15 protein-coding genes and 1 pseudogene are annotated in these 21,905 nt (G+C 25.0%); 2 read left to right on the top strand and 14 right to left on the bottom strand.

Going from position 1 to position 21,905, the window contains the following annotated elements; translation table 4 throughout:
• From AAHM84_RS05230 to AAHM84_RS05220, 3 genes are all read right to left on the bottom strand, one after another.
• Entirely contained in the window at window positions 1-4,095 is a 4,095-nt protein-coding gene (locus AAHM84_RS05230; protein WP_342258835.1) for an ABC transporter permease, read from the bottom strand.
• Between the two features lie 4 nt (window positions 4,096-4,099).
• The gene (locus tag AAHM84_RS05225; protein ID WP_342258834.1) at window positions 4,100-6,142 is read right to left on the bottom strand and encodes a lipoprotein; all 2,043 of its coding nucleotides are present in this window, start codon (window positions 6,140-6,142) and stop codon (window positions 4,100-4,102) included.
• Window positions 6,143-6,273: 131 nt separating this feature from the next.
• Window positions 6,274-6,972: a hypothetical protein gene (locus tag AAHM84_RS05220; protein WP_342258833.1), complete on the bottom strand. Its 699-nt coding sequence runs from the start codon at window positions 6,970-6,972 to the stop codon at window positions 6,274-6,276.
• 86 nt (window positions 6,973-7,058) lie between these two features.
• Between AAHM84_RS05220 and AAHM84_RS05490 the strand changes: the two are divergent.
• Both AAHM84_RS05490 and AAHM84_RS05485 read left to right on the top strand, forming a co-directional pair.
• Window positions 7,059-7,697, top strand: a pseudogene (locus AAHM84_RS05490) (family 1 glycosylhydrolase).
• A 349-nt stretch (window positions 7,698-8,046) separates the two neighbouring features.
• Entirely contained in the window at window positions 8,047-8,214 is a 168-nt protein-coding gene (locus tag AAHM84_RS05485) for a family 1 glycosylhydrolase (protein ID WP_425289581.1), read from the top strand.
• Window positions 8,215-9,232: 1,018 nt separating this feature from the next.
• Here the strand turns inward: AAHM84_RS05485 and AAHM84_RS05215 are convergent.
• The 11 genes from AAHM84_RS05215 to AAHM84_RS05165 all read right to left on the bottom strand — a co-directional run bounded on the left by AAHM84_RS05215 (window position 9,233) and on the right by AAHM84_RS05165 (window position 21,737).
• Window positions 9,233-10,312 carry a sugar ABC transporter substrate-binding protein gene (locus AAHM84_RS05215; protein WP_342258832.1) on the bottom strand — a complete coding sequence of 360 codons (1,080 nt, stop codon included), beginning with the start codon at window positions 10,310-10,312 and terminating at the stop codon, window positions 9,233-9,235.
• Between the two features lie 5 nt (window positions 10,313-10,317).
• Complete coding sequence (locus AAHM84_RS05210; protein WP_342258831.1) at window positions 10,318-12,075, bottom strand: ABC transporter permease; 1,758 nt, start codon at window positions 12,073-12,075, stop codon at window positions 10,318-10,320.
• A 15-nt stretch (window positions 12,076-12,090) separates the two neighbouring features.
• Window positions 12,091-12,255 carry a hypothetical protein gene (locus AAHM84_RS05205; protein ID WP_342258830.1) on the bottom strand — a complete coding sequence of 55 codons (165 nt, stop codon included), beginning with the start codon at window positions 12,253-12,255 and terminating at the stop codon, window positions 12,091-12,093.
• Window positions 12,245-12,763, bottom strand: coding sequence for an ATP-binding cassette domain-containing protein (locus tag AAHM84_RS05200; RefSeq protein ID WP_342259367.1), 519 nt, complete (start codon window positions 12,761-12,763; stop codon window positions 12,245-12,247). Before AAHM84_RS05200 ends, AAHM84_RS05205 begins: the two co-directional genes overlap by 11 nt.
• A gap of 33 nt (window positions 12,764-12,796) precedes the next feature.
• A complete protein-coding gene (locus tag AAHM84_RS05195) occupies window positions 12,797-13,603 on the bottom strand; it encodes an ATP-binding cassette domain-containing protein (RefSeq protein ID WP_342258829.1) in 807 nt (268 codons plus the stop codon).
• Window positions 13,604-13,665: 62 nt separating this feature from the next.
• Complete coding sequence (locus AAHM84_RS05190) at window positions 13,666-14,622, bottom strand: ROK family protein (RefSeq protein ID WP_342258828.1); 957 nt, start codon at window positions 14,620-14,622, stop codon at window positions 13,666-13,668.
• Window positions 14,623-14,648: 26 nt separating this feature from the next.
• Window positions 14,649-15,149 carry an RpiB/LacA/LacB family sugar-phosphate isomerase gene (locus AAHM84_RS05185; RefSeq protein WP_342258827.1) on the bottom strand — a complete coding sequence of 167 codons (501 nt, stop codon included), beginning with the start codon at window positions 15,147-15,149 and terminating at the stop codon, window positions 14,649-14,651.
• 1 nt (window position 15,150) lies between these two features.
• Window positions 15,151-15,585 carry an RpiB/LacA/LacB family sugar-phosphate isomerase gene (locus AAHM84_RS05180; RefSeq protein WP_342258826.1) on the bottom strand — a complete coding sequence of 145 codons (435 nt, stop codon included), beginning with the start codon at window positions 15,583-15,585 and terminating at the stop codon, window positions 15,151-15,153.
• A 74-nt stretch (window positions 15,586-15,659) separates the two neighbouring features.
• Entirely contained in the window at window positions 15,660-16,430 is a 771-nt protein-coding gene (locus AAHM84_RS05175) for a DeoR/GlpR family DNA-binding transcription regulator (protein ID WP_342258825.1), read from the bottom strand.
• 150 nt (window positions 16,431-16,580) lie between these two features.
• Window positions 16,581-20,999, bottom strand: coding sequence for an ABC transporter permease (locus AAHM84_RS05170; RefSeq protein WP_342258824.1), 4,419 nt, complete (start codon window positions 20,997-20,999; stop codon window positions 16,581-16,583).
• A 36-nt stretch (window positions 21,000-21,035) separates the two neighbouring features.
• Window positions 21,036-21,737 carry a hypothetical protein gene (locus AAHM84_RS05165; RefSeq protein ID WP_342258823.1) on the bottom strand — a complete coding sequence of 234 codons (702 nt, stop codon included), beginning with the start codon at window positions 21,735-21,737 and terminating at the stop codon, window positions 21,036-21,038.
• Window positions 21,738-21,905: the final 168 nt, after the last annotated feature.

The following is a 21,905-nucleotide window of genomic DNA, read 5'->3' as shown; positions in this document are numbered from 1 at the left end:
TTATCCTCCTTGAACAGCTAACAACATACTAACTTTTTTAAGTGAAGTTCAACTTAAAGCATTACTTATAGAATATAATAGTCAAGTTCCTAAAACTCCTGGAATAATATATCAAAAATGAAAACTTAATGGTAAAACTAAACTAACTGAAAGAGCCTTAACTACTAATAAAATTATTGCCCAAGCAACTCCAAAACCGATAAAGGAACTAATAATTGCAACTGGTATGTAGATACCTATAAACAATTTACTAATGTATCACTCTTTATATCCTAATATTTTCATTACTGCTATTATTTTGGCATTCTCTGAAATTACTAGATTTATTGTTAACAAGATAATAATTGCACTTAGAAAAATTGTGATAAATACAACAAAATAAATTATCATATCAACTGTACTATTAATTCTATTTATAACTTTTAAAGCTTCATCTACTTTTAAAGCATTTTCAATAGAACTAGTTGAATGGCCAGTATAAGAAGTAATATTGTCACTACCTCCATTTAAACCAATCATTGAATAATCACCATACTTTTGTTGTGTTGAAACCCCTTTTGAAATATCAGTAAAACTACTATCAAAAGAGCTTTTATAATTAAACAAAGGATATTGGGACTCAAATAGTTTTGCATACATTTTATTTTCTGGTTGAGATGTAAATTTTTTAAAGTCTTGAAGTAGCATTAAATTATCGCTTTGCTTTTCATTTTCTTTAATTCAATTTACTAATTTACTTATTTGTGCATCTGGATTTTTAGGATTACTTCATTCCTTTATAAACAATCTAAAAAGCAATTCTTCTGTCTTATTATAATTTGAAATTACTTTTGCACTCTCATTATTAATTCATGCTTTATTATTACCATATTGATCAACAACTCCTGATATTGTATATTCAAAATCTTTTTCAAAATTTTTGGTTGATACTTTTCCACTAGCAATATTTTTTGACATAGCATTTGCTCCTACTAAACTAGGACTACTAAAATCAATATTTGATTTATATACTCGTTTATCAATTTCAGAACTAATTAAAGAGTTCTTTCATCCTCTTCCATCATCAGTTAACATTGAAGTAGTATATAAATTTTTAGACGAAGTATAATCATCTTCTTTTGAAGTAGCACTCATAGAAGATGAATCTCAACTCTCTATATCTAATAAATTTTGTTCATAACTTAAAGCTGTCATTATATGACTTATGTTTACTTTATCACCAACTTTTAGTTTCAATCTTTTGGCAAGCGATTGATTAATTAAGATTGAATCATTAGTCTTAAATAACTCTTGTTTTAAATCTTTTTTGTTACTATCTTGTAAAATTTGAGTTTTATTATCTTCTTTAATTCCATACAATTTAAGACTTTGATTTTTTAAATAACCATTTAAATATATTCCTAAATCTTCTTTTTTGTCATCATAAGGAATTAATCCAAAAGTAACATTAAAATTTCCATCTTCTTTTTTATATTCTTCTTCAATAGTTTTTTTAATTAAAGCTGGGGAATCATTATAAATTCCTTGCAAAAATGCTTGCTGTAAATTATTAAAAAAGTAAGCTATTATTCAATTATAAATTGGAACAATAGTTGCTAATCTTTTTTCAGTTCAGTTCTCTTTATCAATATAATCATAAAGAGATTTTTCAAAAGGTTCATCATTTTTTATTTGCCCTATTGAAGTAACATCAACTTGAGTAAAAGTAAAACTTCTTCCAAAAGCAGCGTAATAATCAGCTTCACTAATCATAGGTTTGCCTACTTCTGCAGGTCCTCCTCTATTATCCAACCTTGTTCCATTAGAAATAATATAACCCTTTCTTTTATTATCTAAACCCATCGCGTTTTTATATTTTAAATAAAATTGTCTTATTTTTTCTAAATCTTCTATATTGTCTTTTGACTTTGAATCACTTGCTAAAATTTCTATTATAGCTTGCTTACTTCAATATTTATCTAAGTTGAAATTTTTTAAATCTGATCAAAGATTAAATATAACTGTTTTATAAAAATTATTTTTTACATCTTGTGGCATATCTTCTAACTCAATTGTTAAGTTATCATTTTTCAAATAATCAATATCAATTGATTTATATGTCATATCATTTAATGATCCAACATCAATTGATGGGTTATATATTTTTTCTGATACATTATTTTGTAAAAACATATCAAAAACATTTTTAGACTCATTTAAATCTTCTTTCATTGTGCTATAAGGATTATATGTCTTATAAAAACTTGTTGGAGAATTATAGATAGGATTTTGATATTCAATCTGATTATCAAAACCATTAATTAAATATGTTTTATCCTTATTCTCATGTAAAACATTTGGCATGATAGCTCCTATTGTAATTAAACTTGAAGAAACTAACATTACAGAAAATACTGAAAGTAATTTTAAAATTGAACCCGATAAGATTGCTCCTTTAAATCTACCATCAAATTTTCTACCCTTTGTTAAAGTTTTTTTAATAGCTAGTTTAAATTTATTTGTAGAGCTTCTACTTTCAAAATTTATCATTTGCAAAGGTGTATATTTATCAAACATATAGAAATAAGTAATTAGAGTAACTATTTCCAAGAATATAAACATTCCAAATACAGTAATAACTATTGATTCTCAAGAAAGACTAAATACTTCCATTTTTATTGAGAAGAAGTTATTTGTTAAACCAATTACTAATTCTTGCATACTCATTCCAAGAATATAACCTAGTAATCCTCCAGTAATAGAAATAACTAAGGGGTAAAGTCCATTTGCTCAAATTAAAGAGGATTTTTTATATCCTAAAGATAATAAAACTCCAGATTGACCAAACGATTTTTTTATTTGATTATTTAACATTATTACTAGCATAACAATTCCAATAGATAAAGTTACTAACATAATAATATAACTAAAAGTCTTATAGGACTTAATTGTTAAAAGTAGCATTTGTGTTCTATTACTAAATTTGTATTTAATATCTCCCCTTGAAATTGCTATTGGTATGTCTCTATTTATAGTATTTTCATATCCAGCATATAATTCAATCTCTTTTGCTTTATCTAAGTTAGTTAGATACTCATTAATTAAAATAGTTGAGTTTTTAATATCTTTATTATTTTTAAATTTTAAAACAAAACTAACTTCTTTATCTAAATTTGAAGAAGCTGATATTATCTCTTCATTTTTTATTTCGCTATCTGTATATCAAATTTTTTGACTTTCATAATTTGAAAGATTAAATTCGTTTTCAGAGTATACACTCTGATAATAAATATTTTTAAGACCTAAATGTGATGGATCAATATATACAAGACCTTCTTGTTTTGTGTTTGGTAAAGGCTTTGCTTCATTAATTATTGGAGTTGAGAAATCAGCACTTGAACCAAAACCAACAACCTGAAATCAATTTTCATTAGCATATTCAGTGTTATGAATTCAAGAGTTAATATCTATTTTTTCATAAAGATTGAAATCAACTTCTCTTTTTTCACTATCTTTTACTAAAATGCTTGTTCCATAGTTATCATCTTGTAATCTAATTATGTCATTTATTTTTATATTATTTGCAGTTGCAAATTGTTCATTAATATATACTCATCTCTTTGTATTTATATTAGTTGCTTGAGTATATTTTTTTCAAGTATCAATACTCATTCCTTTACTAACTACAAGCTTATCAACTTTTTGTTCTGGATTCAGGGCAAAAACTTTTAATGTCTTATTTGAAGATAAAGTTGTAATTCTCGACTCAACTCTATCAAATTCAAAATCCAAATTTGAGTCTCCTAATTTATTTTGTAAATATGTTATTAATAAATTATCTCTAACCTCAGAATTTGAAATATTTTTACTAAACAAATCTTTTTCAAAATCATTAATATATGAAGCATTTGATAAATCAATTACTAAGTCATGGATGTTACTATTTTTTTCAGAAATAAAATTCTCATAAGATCTTTCAACTCTACTAGTAGAAGAATAAGATAAAGTAAATACAAAAGATGTTAAAAAGACTAGAACAATAATTGTAATTAATTGAATTTTATTTCTTAATAAGTTTTTAAAAGAATTTTTAAAAAATGGTTTTTGATTTCTCATTTTCTTAGTTTACTTTTACTTTAAATGTATGTGTTGTAAATCCATTAACTTTAATACTAATAGTAGGTTCTTTTGATCCTAAAAAACCACCAGTTTTTTTCTTCCCTGTAAGTTCAATAACATATTGATAATTTCCATTCTCTATTAAGTTTACAGACGCTACACTTGAATCACTTGATTGGACTGTAACTTTATATTCAGATTTCATATTTTTCAAACTAAAGTTTAAACTATTAGTTTCTTTTTCCTTAACTGTTTGATATTCAATTGGAGTAGTTAATTTCTGATTTAACTCCATAATATTATGCCCTTGATAAAAATTCCCACTAGTAGATCCACCAATAGTAAATCCACCCATTCCTGCTGTATATTTTTCATCAAACTTTTTATTGTCTTCATATTTTTCTAAATTACCCCCACCAGTTGCAGTACCTGCCAATCCGCTGGCATTAATATAACCATTTCATGCAGCACCATCATGAGCATATAATTTATCTGAACCAGGTAATACATCAAATTTAAAGTCTACTGGAATACTAGTTGAAATTATTCCAGGAGATATAACTTCATAGGTATCAAAAATTATATTTGTAAATTCAATAAAGTGATTTAAACTAATCTCATTTTTAAATTTTTCACTTAACTGATTATAAATTTGCTCCTTAGCTCCTCTTTGAGCTGATTTAGATTTATCATTCAATTTATCTGCATCCACAAGTACTTTTTTATTTTCTGGTAAAGATTCAAATAATGTTATTCTATCTTCTAATACAAATTTATATGTAAATTCTACATTTATACCCTCTTTAAATATTCCTCCAAGAGTTGGCATATTTGTAATTTGGAAAGTAGTTGCTGTAGTTTTGGCATTTTGCATAATTGCTTTACCAGCTTCTCCAAGATTTTGTATAAAGTTCGCTTTTACATATTCTAGTTGAGTGTTTTTTGCACCAACTTGTTCGAAAATAATTGCTCCTAAACTTATAACATCTTTTGACTCTAATACTTCAGGTAGTCTATTATAAGCTCCTGCAAATAATCTAATTTCTCCCAAATTTTTATTTGCAAAATACTCATTTGGATCAATATTTTGATTAAGTAATAAAAGTGTTTCGCCTTCTACAACTTCACTATTTGCTTTTGCTCTTATAATTACAGAAGTTCCAATTCCATTATTACCCTCTGTAGTACCTTCTCCTTCTCTATCAATTTCTAACTCTTCTTGGTCTATATTTGAGTTGTTCATAGTATTAAATCCATTAATAATGGCTTCATCAGTTATTGTGAAACCTTCTTTTCCTACAGCAATACTTGAATCAATTAAACCATTATGCATATTTCCTGCAGCTATATTTAAAATTAAACCTTCTTGAGCTAAATTAAATTTTGAAGCTTCAATAGTAATTAGAACTTCCTCAAAATGACTATTATCTTTTGAAGTGACTATTAATTTTAAATTATTAGCCACTTGTGATTTTGTTTCTATTTTAATTCTTTTATTTGCACTATCTAAAGAGGCACTTGCCAATCCTTCATTTTCAAATTCAAATTTATCTGGTTTCGCACTTTCTTCTAGAGCATCTCAATTGGTAATTTTAATGTAACTTGATGAGGATGTTTTCATACTCAAAGAGTTTTTTTCTAACTTAAATTTTGATTCTTGCTCTATTTTTTTGACCTCTACTGTTATTTCAACTGAATGAACTTCAGAAGCTACTGTTATTTTTACCGAACCAACTTTTTGTGATAATGGTGTAATTACAAGCTGATCCCCTTTTAAACTTTTTGTAACCTGAACTATACCATCTTCACTATAAGTAAATACACTTGGTTTTGATTTACTATTTAAAATACTTCAGTTAGTTATATTTATATAACCAACTTCATTACTATAAATATCAATATTTTTTTTATCTAATTCAAAATTTGCATTTGGAAGAGTATCGTCTTCGCCACCTTTACCAACATTTCCCCCACATGCTACAACTGATATTGATGAAGTTGCAAACAAACTTGTTGCAGCTAATATTGTCAATAATTTTTTCATATATTTTTTCTCCTTATTTAATATATTTTGGTATTTAAAAAATTACTCTTATATCATAAAAATATAAATTGAGTATAATAAAAATTACTATTTAAATAGTTTGCTAATAAATAGCTTTTCAAATAAATATATTAAATTAGAGGTGGAGTTGTTGCCTTTTTTGTATCATTTAGAAATACTGCTAAGTGATGATTAAATAAGATATTATTTTCTTCATTTTTAGTTGCTAAAAATATATCAATTTCTTTTTTTAATTCAGTAAAGTAATTATCTTGATCAAAATTTAAAATATCAAGGAACATTGAATTAAAATAAATTGATTCAATTAAAAAGTTATACTCTTTTTCATAAGTATTAATTCATTTTCTTTTTACAATAAAACTATAAGCAATATACATAGTAATTAAAGTAATGATTAAAAGAACTGCAGCTGATGCATAAAATAAAATTATAATTTCAAACTCTAATACACTTGTTTGTTTTGTAAAAAATTTAACTAAATAAATAACTGCAAAGGGAAAAGTTAAAACAGCTAATTTAGATAAGGATACTAAATTATCTCTTTTAATTACTCATTTTAGATTTTTAGTATTACCTATATTTATCTCAATATAATACATAAATTTACTAAATTCAATTGTTAGAACAAGAAGTAAAATAAACATAAATATTGTATTTAAAAAAACGTTAAAACTATTAAAAATTATATTTGCTTTATTACTTAAAAAAACTTCAAATTCAGAGATTGTAGACAAATAAAAATATAAAAGTAAAGATAATACAAAGGTATTTTTTATTAAAGTTTTACTAAGCTTTCTTATCTTTAACATTTTTAATCTCTCCTATTTTTTTAATTTTAACAACATAAAAAGTTAAAAGCAAGTTTAATTTTTTATTATAAAAAAATCCAAATAGGATTAGCATTGGAGAATCTTTTAAGAAAAACTCAAATACACTTAAAGAAATTGAAGAAAAGATAAAAAATAATAATTTATATTATCCAAAGAGATATGGAATTAACTTTTTTAATACTTATAAAGATGACTTAAAACTTTTAAAAGTAATTGGTTTTAAAAGCTTTAGATTCTCATTTAGTTGGTCAAAGCTTTTTCCAAAGGGCAATAAAAAAGTCGTTAATGCAAAAGGACTAAGTTTTTATATTGACTTAGTGGATGAAATAATAAAAAATGGAATGGAACCCATATCTTCAATATATCATTATGATTTACCAATTCACTTAACTATTACAGAATAAAGCTTTTTTTCAAAAAAGGTAATTAGATATTTTGAAAGATTTGCTAAAGTTCTATTAGAAACTTTTAAAGATAAAATTAAATATTGAATAGTTATAAATCAGATTAATTTATTCCACGTTGTTTTATTTGGCTCATTTGGAATAGCAGATGACAAGAATGGAGAAGTAAGTGATCAGAAAAGATTTAATGCATTACATAACCAAATAGTGATATGTGCAAAGGTTAAAGAAATGGCCAGAGTTATAAATTCAAATATGCAAATAGAAACAATGGTAGTCGATGGTCATAACACCCCTTAAATTGTGATCCGAACAATATTAAACTCTTTATTTAAAAAATAGACAAGAGTATTAAATTACAGATGTTCAATTTAGAGGAGAGTATCAAAAAAATGCTATAAACTACTTTATTGAAAATAATATTAAAATTAATTGAACTACAGAAGAACTGAATTTAATAAAAAATAATCCAATGGATTATTTAACCAATTCTTACTATTTTTCAAAAGTAGTTAATCATAAAATCACAACTTTAAATCAGAGTCTTACATGACTAATCCTAAATCAAAAGCCAATGAATGAGGATGAAGTGTTGACCCGTTGGCATATATTCATCAATTATAAATTATTGGGATAGATATAATAAAAAATACTTATAGCAGAGAATGGATTTAGATATCAAGATAAATTTATAAATCAAACAGTTAAAGACGATTATAGAATGGAGTATTTAAAAAGTCATATTTTAGAGATGAAAGAATCTAATAATGATGGTGCAGAAGTAATAGATTTTGTTCTTGAGCTCCTATTGATTTAATAAGTTCTGGAACAGCTGAAATAACAAAGAGATACGGTTTTATTTATGTTGATAGAGATGACTTTGGTAATGGAACTCAAGAAAGATACAAAAAGAAGTTTTTCGTTTGATATAAAAAACTACAAGCATTTAACTTGTAGTAACCTATATAGTAATTTCAATTTTTTAAGTTTAATTAATTAAAAATAACTTATGTAATTGTTTTTTAAACTTGAAATTCCATTTATTATATTTTTTTTAATAGAGTCTTTTTTTATGCCAATATCTTCATTATTATTTTCTAAGTTTAGTAAATAATATTTATTAATACATCAAGTTTTTTATTATAATTTAATATTTTCTCTTTTAACATGACTTCTATTTCAATATATTTCATATTTAAAAACTTATTATTAAATAATTTTTTTACTCTATTTCTATCAAGTTTATTTTTTGGTGCTTGTAATTTTATAATTTCTAATTCTATAATTTTATTATCTTTTGAAAAGTCCTCAACAGTTTAAAAATTTAATTTTAAATCATTAATTTTTTTAACTTACTTGTAAGGTTTTTAAATATCTTATATTCATTTTGTCTTTCAGAGTATATTAAGCATGTAAATATACATGCAATTAAAATAGTTATTAATCCTAAGAAAAGGGCTCCATCCAATAGATTCTCAAAACCTAATAAAACCAGAAGAACCACATTTTGCTAAAAATGGTTTTAATTTTGGTAGATTTATTGCATATAAATCTTTTCTGATTACTAACTTTAATAATAGTTGGATATTTGTTAATATTTATTGACTCTACAATATATTTTGTTATTTGATACTTGATATTATTTTTAGACTCTAATAATATATAGTATTTAGTTTCTATCTTAAATTCATTCTTAATTCTCTCATGCTATTGATTTATAGGATTATTATATAAATATTTTATATTCAAATTTATTAAAAAAATCCTCTGTATAGAGAATATTAAAATTCAATTCTAATAATAGAGGATTTTATTAAGTTTATTACTTTAAATAACTAAGCCTTTTTAAAGTAGTCTGGGAATATTACATTGACATCAATTTTTTCCATACTATTTTTTTCCTTATTGGAATTATTGTTTTCAATCTCTTGAATAGCTTTTGTCATAGATTTTTTAGCTAATTCTGAAGATGACATATGAATTGTAGCAAAGATATTTTCTGTTGGTTTTTCTTTTCAATTTGAGATTTGATTAACTGAAATTGAATCATAATCATATCCAACAATTACCCCTCCTAGTTTTTTAATTTCTCCAGTTTTTTCATCATATTCTGGAGTTAATCATTTTTTACCTTCCTCACTTTTATTTAAAGCAGCTAATGCTCCTCTTGCCATAGAATCTGAGTGAGCATAAATTATATCTGCCTTTTTTGTAATTTCAGTTATATTATCTGAAACCAATTTATTTGCTGTTGTTTCCAAATACATTCCGTTGACACCTTCACCATTAATAGGAGCAGTATTATCTCCCTTAAATCATGAATAATCATATTGACTTGTATCGGCAAATCCCTTATGTCTTCCTTGTGCAGTTGGAGTTGATGGATCCCCTCAAATTTCAAAGACTTTTAGTTTATTATTTTCATTTGCTATTACACCATTTTTAGTCAATAAGTCAAAAATCTCATTTCCCATTTTTTTTGAAGCTTCTTCAGCATCTTGATATACTTGAAAATTTGGTTTTTCTCCATCTTTTAAATCATTTGCAAATGGGATATTTACTGCTACTAAAGGAATATTGTTTTGAATTACATATTTAGCAGCTTGTCTTTGAGTAGGATTATTTTGTGCCATTATTATTGCTAATGCTCCTGCATCTACAGCATTTTTTGTATTAGTTAACTCTTTACTTGAATCTTGTTGTGAAGATGTTCATTTTACTTTATATTTATTTTTGTACTCATCATTTGTTGATACATATTTATTAGCTGTATCTAATAAATCTTGTCAAAAAGCATTTGGATCTTCTGGAATAATTAATTGAATAACTCCTTTTGAATCTCCACAAGCTACAACTGCTAAAGTAGTTGAACTTGCTATTGCAGTTGAACCTAATATGGCTAGTAATTTTTTCATATCTTTTATCCTCCATATAATTTAAATCTAAAGTTTAAATATATTCTTTCCATTTTTGATACAATATTAAATTGTTTGTCTGATACTACTGCTATTAAAATAATCACTCCCTTAACAATCATTTGTCAATAACTATCAATACCAATCATATTCATAGCTGTATTTAAAACACAAGTTACAAATCATCCGATTAAAGTTTTGGATATTCCACCTTTACCACCTAATAGAGATGTTCCCCCAAGAGCAACACATGCTATAGCATCTAGTTCAAGTTGATTTCCAGATGTAGGTGAGATTGAATTTAATTTACTAATATAAATCAACGTTCCACAATAAACTAGGGCTCCTGAAAAAACATAGACACTAGTCTTAATAAAATTTGTCTTAATACCTGATAAATATGCAGCCTTTTCGTTACCCCCAACTGCATAAACATATCTTCCATATTGATATCATTTCATTAGGATAAAAAGCATTACAAATATTATTAATCCTATGAAAAAACTTCAGGGCATTTTGCCAATTACTGGTTGAGTAATTCACTGTAAAGTATCTTGTGGCAATGCAGTTGCTTTTGATTCTAATAATAAAGCTGTTGCACCACGTAATGAAAGCATTAATACTAAAGTTACAATAAAAGGTTGTAACTTTACAAAACTAATTAAGAAACCTGCAATAAATCCAAATAAGCAAGCAGCTAGTAGACCAATAATTATGGCTAAAAAAATAGTTAAGTTTGCCTCTAATAGCTTAATAGTAATCGCCCCTGAAAAAGCTAAAACTGATCCAACGGAAAGATCAATCCCTCCCGTTAATATAATTAAAGTCATACCAAAAGCTACCAATAGTAAATCTAAATTGTTTGTTAGTAAGTTCACTCAAGTTCTTTCTGTAAAAAAATAAGGATTTGATAAACCTGCTACAATAGAAATAATTAATATTAAAAGTACTAATTTTGACTGATTTAATAAAGTAATAAAACCTTCTTTTATTTTTTCTCTTCTTCAATGACTATTTGTGTTGGTTAGTTTTACAGACTTATTAAATTTTCTAATTTTAAAAGTTTGAGTATTTTCAATTTTAGTAATTCTATTATCTAATTGAGGATTTAATATTTCCATTTGTTGATTGAATTTAATCTGACCAATTTTTCCATTTTTTAAGTCCTCGTTAATATCAACAATAGTTTGATACTCCTTACTAATTAGTAGTTTATTCTTCTTCTTTTTAATTAACTTATTTTCAAGTTCTACAATAATTTTATTATTAGGTAAAATTAATTTTTCTATTTTTTTATTTTTTTTAATATTTACCTTTAATATTTTTTTATCAATTAATTCAGTAAAAACCTTATTTTTTAATTTATAATTCTTTTTTTTAAGATTAATTAAATTCTCATTTTTCTCCCTATATTTTTTTATCTTAGCATTTATTTTTTCAATTTTATTATGATAATAGCTATTGAACTTTTCTAAACTTTCTTTACATAGTTTCTCAAATTCAACTTGCTCAATTATTTTATCTTGTAACTGTATTTCAAGCTCTTCAATTATTTGATTATATTCTTTATAAAATTTTTTTATTTTTTCTTCCTGAGCTATTACATTATTATTAACAATATAAGATATATTAAATATATTGTCTAACCTTTTATTAATAATTTTTAATTTATAATTCTCTAAAAAATTTATATCCTTATTATAATTTTGTTCAATAGTAACTTTTGCATTTTCTATTAAATTGTTTTTAAAAGGATCAATCACATTTTCACTCCTTTACTAAATTGCATATTTTAGAATCTCTTCCTGAGATAAATTATTATTTAATTGTTTTGTAATAACTCCATTTTTCATAATAATTACAGAATCACATAGGCCGATTATTTCAGGTAGATCATTTGAAATTATAATAACAGCTCCATTTGACTGCTTCTTAAATTCCAAAATTAAATCATAAAATCTCTTTTCTAGCTCCTATATCAACACCTCTTGTAGGTTCATCAAAAACTATTATTTTTGGGTTTGCACTAAGTGCTTTTGCTATCAAAACCTTCTGTTGATTTCCTCCCGAGAGTGTGGATACATTTCTAAAAATATCTGGTGTTTTTAGCAAAGTCTTTTTTAAAAAATAATTGGAGTCTTCATTCTGTTTTCATCCAGAGATATGTCTTGTAAATTTATTTTTATACTTATTTAGTGATGAAATTGCCATATTAAATTTAATATTAAAATTTAAGAACAATCCATCAACTTTTCTATCCTCTGAGACATAATAAAATCCTGCTTTGATTGCATCTGATGGGCTTTTAAAATTGACACTCTTATTATCAAAAGTCATTTCTAAGTTTGAGCTTTTAAATTGACCAATTATTGTTTTAAATAACTCCGCTCTTTTAGCTCCTACTAATCCAGCAAAGCCTAAGATTTCATTTTTAAAAATATCAAAACTAATATTTTTAACTAATTTACTTTGAACATTTTTTATTTAACAGATTTTTGTTTTTTTTGCAAATATTTTTTGAGGAAATTTTTCTTTTATATTTCTTCCAACCATTTTAGCAATGATTTCATTCTCACTAATCTCTCCAACTTTATATTCATTAATAAACTTACCATCACGAATTATTGTCATATATTCGCATACTATTGGAATTTCTTGCAATCTATGAGATATATAAATAATTGCCTTATTTTGTTTTTTCATTTTTTTGATAATTTCAAAGAGCTTCATTGTCTCACTATTTGATAATGAGGAAGTTGGTTCATCCATAATAATTACATTTGCATTTCTAATAACTGCTTTTGTAATTTCAATTAATTGCTGTTCAGCAATGGATAATGTAGCAATTTTTTGATATGGACTAATATATATTTTTAGTTCTTCAAATATTTTATTAATAATTTTTTCTTGCTCTTTAAATTTAATAAAACCTAATCTACTTTTAATTTCTGATCCTAAAAAAATATTATCCATTACTGTCATTTCATTAATAGTACTTAACTCTTGATGAATTATGATAACTCCATTATTTTCTGCTTCTTTAATATTTCTGGGTTCATATTTCTTAAAGTTATATTCCATATAACCACTAGTTTTTTTATAGACTCCTGATATTATGTTCATTAATGTAGATTTTCCAGCTCCATTTTCTCCAAGAACTCCCATACACTTTCCTCTATAGGCATTTAAACTTACACCCTTTAAAGCTAGGATGTCCCCAAATTTTTTTGTAACATCTTTTAGAACAAGCACTTTATTACTATCAACTTTGTTCTTATTTTTTTCCTCCACTAAACTTTATCCTTTCTTATAAAAAACCATAATATTTAATAACAATTTAAAAATACAATAATTTATATTGGATAATCATTTTTAAACTTTTCTTTTGATCAATAATATCTTCCTCAAATTCCAGCATCATTTCCTAATTTTGCTATTCTTAAATCTAACTTTTTATAAAAACTTGGAAGTAAATAGTCTTTTAATATATCTTTAATAATAGTTATTAAATTTTTTCCTAATGCTGAAGGTCCCCCACCAATAACAATAATTTCAAAATCCATTAAGTGTAAAGAAACTGCAATATGTTTAGCTAAAGGTGTTAAACTAGACTTCAAAATATTAATTGTTTTTTTATCATTAATTTGAAATAAATTATAAATATCTTTAATTTCAATTCAATCTTTTTGAGTATTCAACCTTTTTGAAAAATACGCATAATTATTATTTAACTCTCTTTCAATTCCTGTTGCACTACTTAAACCTTCAATACATCCTAATAAATTACAATTACATTGATATTTATTCTGGAATCCTCCACTATGACCTGGTTCACTTGCCAATCTTGTATTATTGCCAAAATATAACTCATGATTTAAAATTACTCCTCCACCAAGTCCGGTTCCAATTGTATATAATAGCATACTACTCTTTTCTTTATTAATACCTTTTACATACTCTCCATAAGTAGCAGATTTTGAATCATTTAAAATATATATATTTTCTATTTTAAATAGCTCTCTTAATTTATCAATTACTTTATAATTGTTTCATTGCAAATTTCCTGCTCAAATAGAAATACCTTTTTGGTAATCAATTAATCCACAAATTGTAATGCCTATAAAAATGAGATCACTTTGCTCCAATTTATTTTTTTCCAAAAGAGGTAAAATATTAATATAAATATTTTCTAAAATCTCATTCTTTTTAGTTTTTATAATAATTCTGTCAATAATTTTCTCATTATAAATTAGGGCACATTTAGCTGTTGTGCCCCCAAGGTCAATTGCTAGAGCATAACTACTTATCATTTATTTCTACCCCCTACTAGTAGTAGTTAATTATAAAATCCCTGATCTCACTTGCGTTTTTCTTCATCAAAAATTTTACTATCGTAATTTTCTTTTTCAACAATTGAATTAATTTGATTAATTAAAGCATCATTTTTACCTAGATACTTAGCTTGGATAAAACTTTCAATAATCTCATACATTAAACCAATACCAATAATTCGACCTCCAAAACCAACAACATTTGCATCATATTTTTGTCTAGCATCAATAGCTGTCAAAACATCTTTAGCAAGAACTACTCTTGCCCCTTTAACTTTTTGAGCACTATTTGTAATTCCAACTCCAGTTCCACAAATTACAATTCCAAAGTCAGCATTTTTTGTTACTACATTTACAGCAACTTGATGACCATATATTGGATAATGAGTTCTTTTAAAATCATTAGTTCCACAATCAATTACCTCAATTTTACTATCTTTTAACATTTCAATTATTTTATCTTTAATATCTGTAACAATGTGATCACATCCTATTGCAATTCTCATTTTATTGTCCCTCCAACATATTTTCTAACATATTAATTCTTACCATATGTCTTCCAGCTTCAAAAGTAGCACTTAGATATGCATCAATTATATTTAACATATTCTCTTTACCTATTATAGAAAAGCCTAATGATAAGACGTTTGAATTATTATGTTGAATTGTCATTTTCCCAGAATGATAATCTGATATTTGAGCTACTATAACTGCTTTTTTTTGAGCCATAATCATAAAAGGTAAAGTTCCAAAATCATCAATAACAATTACTCTATCTATTTTTTTTTGACTTAAATTATCGCTTAGTTTATTTAAGTCATTAAATATATTGACCTCCTTTTGAAATGTAATATCAAAGTTTTTTGATTTAATATTTTCTAATAAAAAATTCTCATACTCTTTATCTATTCTATTATTTATATATACTATAATTTTGTTCATTTATACTTTCCTTTCCACTTAAAGATTAACACAGGAAAATAAAAAATGATAAAAAATTATCATTTCTTATCATTTTAAACAACTTTTGTAGTTTTGGAAATTTTGTTTAGTAAGTCTCTTTCTAAAGGTTCATCTAAGACTAAAGTATTAATTCTTTCAATATTGCATATTAAATTTCCCTTTTCAACTTTGCTAATTTTAGTTGAATCTATCAAACAAATGGTTTCATTTGTTAAGTTAATCAAATTATTAACAAATTCTGCTTCATCCTCATGATTATTGTAGAGATATAAATTTTTATCAAGATTAGTTACAGTTATAAAGGATTGAGAGAATTTTAAGCTCTCCAATGTTCGATTAGCAATTGAACCACACATTGCAGTGGATTGTGGTCTTAACCTACCACCAATTATAACAACATTTTTAACATTTGGTGAGTTGTTAGCTATCCTTGCTATTTCCATTCCATTGGTATATAAAACTTCAATAGTTTTTGTAATAGATCTTACAAAAGTTTCGCAAGTTGTTCCTGGACCTACAAATATTTCAGATGAGTTAATTATTTCATTTGCTTTGATAGAAATTTTTTGTTTCTTTTCTTTATTTGTTTGCAACTTTTCAGCTCTAGTAATTTCATAGTCCTTATTTCTAAAGAAATTAATTAAACCCATATGAGTTTTTATATATCCCATTTTTTCAAGAAATTTAATATCCCTTCTAACAGTTATTTCAGGAATACTATAATTATGTCCTATTTCAATAAAAGATTTCATATTAAGATTTATTCGATCACTAAGATTTGCTAAATAAATATTAATACGTTCTGCCTTGTTATGGTTTTTCATAAAGCACCTCAAAATAATTTTAACCTAGAATAATATTAATTTAATATTTTTTATTTACACAATAGTTTTTATTAAGAAATAAGTACCTATAATTTATGTCCTCTAAAAAATAAAAAAAATCTTATATATAAAAATATATAAGATTAATTTTTAATCATTATCTTTCAAAGCTTCCAATGGATTAATTTTTTGAATATTTTTTCATCCAATTGCAAAAGTTACTATATAAATTGTTGCAATAACTGCAAATACTGTAAATGGCAATCACAGTGAGAAATTTACTGGTAAAACCCATGCAGTATTTAAAGCTAAGAAATCAGCTATTATTACAAAGATATATCATCCTGCTATAAAACCAATGACATACATAATTAAAATTGGCAGTATATACATTCCTAAAATTTGTCTTACAACATATGAATTTGAATATCCTAGTGTTTTCATTGTTGCAATAAATTGTTTATTTTCAAAAATAATTAAACTTGTTGTTAAAAGAATAATTGTTGCAGAAACAATAATTGCTATTGTTATAAACATAATAATAATTAAGTTTATTAAGTCAGTAACTTGACCTAATATTTGTCTAGTTTGTTCTTTTGGTAACATTGTTGAAAGTGTCCCAATTCCATAACCTTGATTAAATTTTTCAGGATCAACTGTTGTACATTGATTTTCATCATCTCTTGTAGAATTTTCTTCTGGACAAGGTACAGAAATTGTTTCAAAACTACCATTTAAACCAACTGAACTAAAGTCACCAATTTTTGATGATACCGAGAATCCCTGAGTTAAGTCAACAATATTGTTATCATAACTATACTTATAATTAAATACAGGATATAAATTTTCATAAAGTTGATTCATATTTCTTCAACTTGATCCTTCTTTACTTCTTTGTACATTAGCTATAAAGTCTTCATATGTTCTTTTCCCATCATAAACTTCTTGTATGAATTCTTCTAATGTAACACCTTGAATTTTTTCTTCATCACCATTCGAGAATTTTTCAAAATTGTATAGTGGGTTTTTTTGTGGATATTCTCTTGCAAATCAATTTTCAAAGTTGTATTTTTTAACCTGATCATATTGCATAATTTCATTTGCATTTTCATTTGAGATTCACCCTTGTGGTTGACCATAACCGTTTTGAACTCCTGCTATTATAAATTCAACATTATCATATTTTGAGTTTATTTTAACTTCTCCATTCTTATATGATTTATAAATATCAATAGGGTTTGTTGCTTTATCAGCATATTTGGCTGCTATGTTAATTCCCCCTATAGATGAAGAGTCAACACCACCAGTACTAGCTAAAGCTGCTGAGTTATTTGCATATATACCCCCATTAGTATAATATCCATAAGTTGATTGAGTTCTTAATTCTTTAAAATTAAGTTTTTCATTTTTAACTATATTATGACCATATTTAATATCTTTTTCTAAATTTAAAACTTTATTTTCTTTAGTCAACATTTCCCTTAAAACTTTAAGTGAAATAGTTTGACCTACTTCTTTGCCAATTTTTTTATTAAAGCTTTCATTAATTACTAAGGGTATTTTATTACTGTAATTTTTAGAAAATACTACTTCATTTAAATCTGCACCCTTTTTATTTTTTAAAGAGACCATTTTTGAATTATTATTAATTCCAAATATTTTAGCATTTTCTGTTTTTCCAGTTTTAGTTAAAAAAGCAGTATTAAGCATAGTTCCAATTTCATCTTTAGTATTATCATATGGAATTAAATTAAAAGTAATATTATAATTTTCATTATTTTCTATTGCATTTTTCATATATTCTTGAACAAAATAAGGAGATCTAGTATAAGTTGTTTGTAATACTGCTAAACCCATTCTTCCATCAATAACAGAACCAAATCATAATGTTAAAGCTGTATTTAAATTTTTAAGCATTTGCTTATCTTTTTCTTCTAGATTATTAATATCTTGCTTATCAATATTTATTGGATTTATAAAATCTTCATCTTTTCATTTAAATGTAAATTGTGCTGTTTCACTTTCATCAATTTGCATATAACTTGTTAATTTATCAGAACTTAAATCTTGACCTTTAAATCAATAATCATTTACACCCTTTGCTTTTAAAAATCCACCCTTATAATCATTTTTAATAATATCATTCATATTATTTTTTGCTTTATTTGGATCAATATATGCATTATCACCTTCACCTACAATCATATTATTGTAATTCAACTTCAATCCTTTAGTATATTTGCTATAAAAATTAATCATTAAATTTGCATATTTTTTTAGATCATTTAAATCAGGATTTTCCTTAATCATTTTAGTAAATTCATTATTTACTAAATTAGTATAATCTGGTCACTGTGCTTGTAATTGTTTTAGTGCTTCACCCGCTCCAAGTCCAGATACATTGGCTTTGTCCAAATTTTGAAGTAGTTTAGTTGACATATTTTTTCAGTTTAAATATGAAAACTCAGTTCAGAAAAATTTATCATTTTTAGCTATATCATAAGTATAGTAATAAGGACTTATTTTACCTTCTAAAAGTTCTAAATAAACTTTCTCTCAATTTATTATTTTTCCATTTTCTTTTGCAATAGGATCATAACCATCAGTAGTTGGATAGGCAGTTCAACCTTTTGCAAATCCAGCTGGACCAGTTTGTCCCCCAATATCTGTTCCATTTCCACTATTTCTTATTAATATCTCATCGTCATATTGCCCTCAACCCTCTTTTTCACTATCTCAATTTGGGTTATATGTTCTTTGAAATGATCATGGGTTATTTGCGATTGGTTGAGTATATTCAACCATATTTTCATAATTCATTCCATTGAAGGTAGCTATCATGTTATCTTTCATAACTTTTGGTGCCACAATTGTTGTTGTAATAAGAGTTGCACTTAAAAGCATAGTTGCACTAACCCCTACCAATTTACCTAAAGAAGTCGTTAACAGAGCTGCTCTTAATCTTGGATTAAAACTTCTTTTTGAAAATAAGGACTTAATATACATTGAGAATTTATTAATTACTTTATCATCTCCACCCTTTAATAAAGTAAGAGCTGGCAATCTAATTGTTCAATAACCAATTATAAATGCCAATAATGTTAAACCTATTCATAAACCAATAATACTTGAACAAAATGAAACAATATTAAATTTAAATCCAAAGAAAGCAATATTAAAGTAATTTGAAAATATATTTACAATTATTGTTTCAATGAATATTGAAATAATATATCCCATTAGAGCTCCAAGAATTGAAACTATCAGGGGAAGTGCAATGAAGTTATTAACAATCTCACGCTTTTTATATCCTAATGATTTTAAACATCCAATTTGTCTACTTTGTAATTCTACTTGTTTTTTAGTTGTTAATACTGTTGTGAATCCAGCAATAGCAACTATAACAACTATTAATCCTGTTGCCATTGAATTATAACCTGTCATAATAGATTTAAATGTTGTTATTCTCGTTGAGAATTTATATAATGGATCATTTGAAGCAAATATATATTTACTATCTATTTTGATATCTGCTCAAGTTTTATATTCTTTTTCTAGATTATCTAAAAGTTTATTATTACTTTTATTACTTGATTTTACAGAAATGTAGGCTTCTCTATCATTTTCAGAAGTGACAACTACTTTTGCATTTGAAACAATATATGAGGCCATATTTTTTTGAACAATTTCTCTTTTTGTTGTTTCTTCTTCTGTTACTTTTGTAAAATTATATCCAGTACTTTCATATCCCATTCATGATGGATCCATGTACATTAAAAGCTCATTATTAATGTTTGGCATTATTGTTGTTTCATCCATTATTGGAGTTGTAAAATCTGCTGATGTTCCAATTCCAACAACTTCGAATCAAACCTGGTTTTTATAACTATTACTATTTAAAAAAGTTTGAACATCCTTCATATTTTTTAAATCTTCGTTAAGTTGTTTTACCTCAGTTGAGTTACCTTGTGTATTTTTAACTAATAAATCATTTCCATATTTATCAGAGTTAATTCTAACAATATCACCAATTTTAATTCCATTTTGTTTAGCATAAGATTCACCAATAACAACTTCTTTAGCATTTTCCTTAAAAGATCTTCCTTTTGAAATTACAAGTTTATCTACACCCTTATTTAAATCAGAATTAATTTTCGCTATTGCTTTAATTCTAATATCACCTTTTTTACCATATAAACCTGATATTAGTCTTGCTTCAGTAAAAGATACATCCAAATCATATTTGAGTGCAATTTGATTCATAATATATTGTTGATAAAGCATATCATCTTTTACAAGTTTTTTATCAGTTTCTCATTCCTTTATATCCTTACCATTCTCATCAGGTTCCAATATTTTATCTTCTAAATTAATATCTAAAACATAATCTCTTAAATTAGATTGTGTATTTAAATAATTATAAGCTCCAACTATTCTAGTTGAAGTTGCTCCTAAAACAGATATAACTAAAGATACCAACATAACTAAAAGTGATAAGCCTATAATTTGTGGCTTATTTTTTCCAGCAGCCTTAAAAGCATTCTTTAGTAAAAGTCTAATTCCCTTCATATTTAATTTTCCTCCTATTAATTTATAATTATTTTTTTATTGAAAAGTGTTTAATGGGGGAGTAACTCCTTTTTTTAAAATTTTAAGATGAAAACTCTTTTTCCAATTAACAACTTCTTCTACAAAATAACTTTTCTCGAAAATAGGTTCAAATTCCAACTCAATTTTTTGTAATAGAGATTTTGTAATATTTGAATATTCTGAAAAAAATGACTCTTTTTTGACTATTTTTGAAAAATTAAAAAATACTTGCTCAGTCATTTTTAATTTTATTTTATTTATTATTTTTTCATAAACTATATTTAGTGAAATAATTACACAAGTAAATAAAACTATTATAGTAAATAAAACTATTAAAAAGAACTCTAAATTTATTATACTTTGATTTGAGTCTCAAAAATATTCTACAGCTTGATATTCGGTTGAAATAAAAATTGGTACTGTAATTAATATTAAATTAAAAAACTCATTTAGATAAGTAAATCTTTTAAAACATTTAAATGTCTTAAAACCGATAAAACTTTTTTTAAGCTTATTAATTATAACCATTGATTCGATAATTATTCAAAAACATATTAAACTAATTATCACAGTGTTTATTATTCATGTAATTTGTATCGCAATATAAAAATTATCATTTGAATATTCAAAAAAAGTTGATGCAAAAATAATAGTTAAATGAGTTAAAACAAATAACAGGTATAGTTTTTTTACATTTTTTTTATTACAACTATTCATATAAACTCCCCTACAAAATTTGCTCTTTAAAATATAATAGCATTTTAAACAAAAATAACAAACGTTTGGTGCTCAGCAATTATTGTAAATTATTTAAAAATAATTTTTTTGATAGTTAATTTTTAAAAATATATCTAATTAGAAAATAAAAAAATACGTTTAAAACGT

Source organism: Spiroplasma endosymbiont of Dioctria linearis (genome assembly GCF_964030865.1).
Lineage (GTDB): Bacteria > Bacillota_I > Bacilli_A > Mycoplasmatales > Mycoplasmataceae > Spiroplasma_A.
This window is presented reverse-complemented; position numbering and strand designations above follow the sequence as displayed.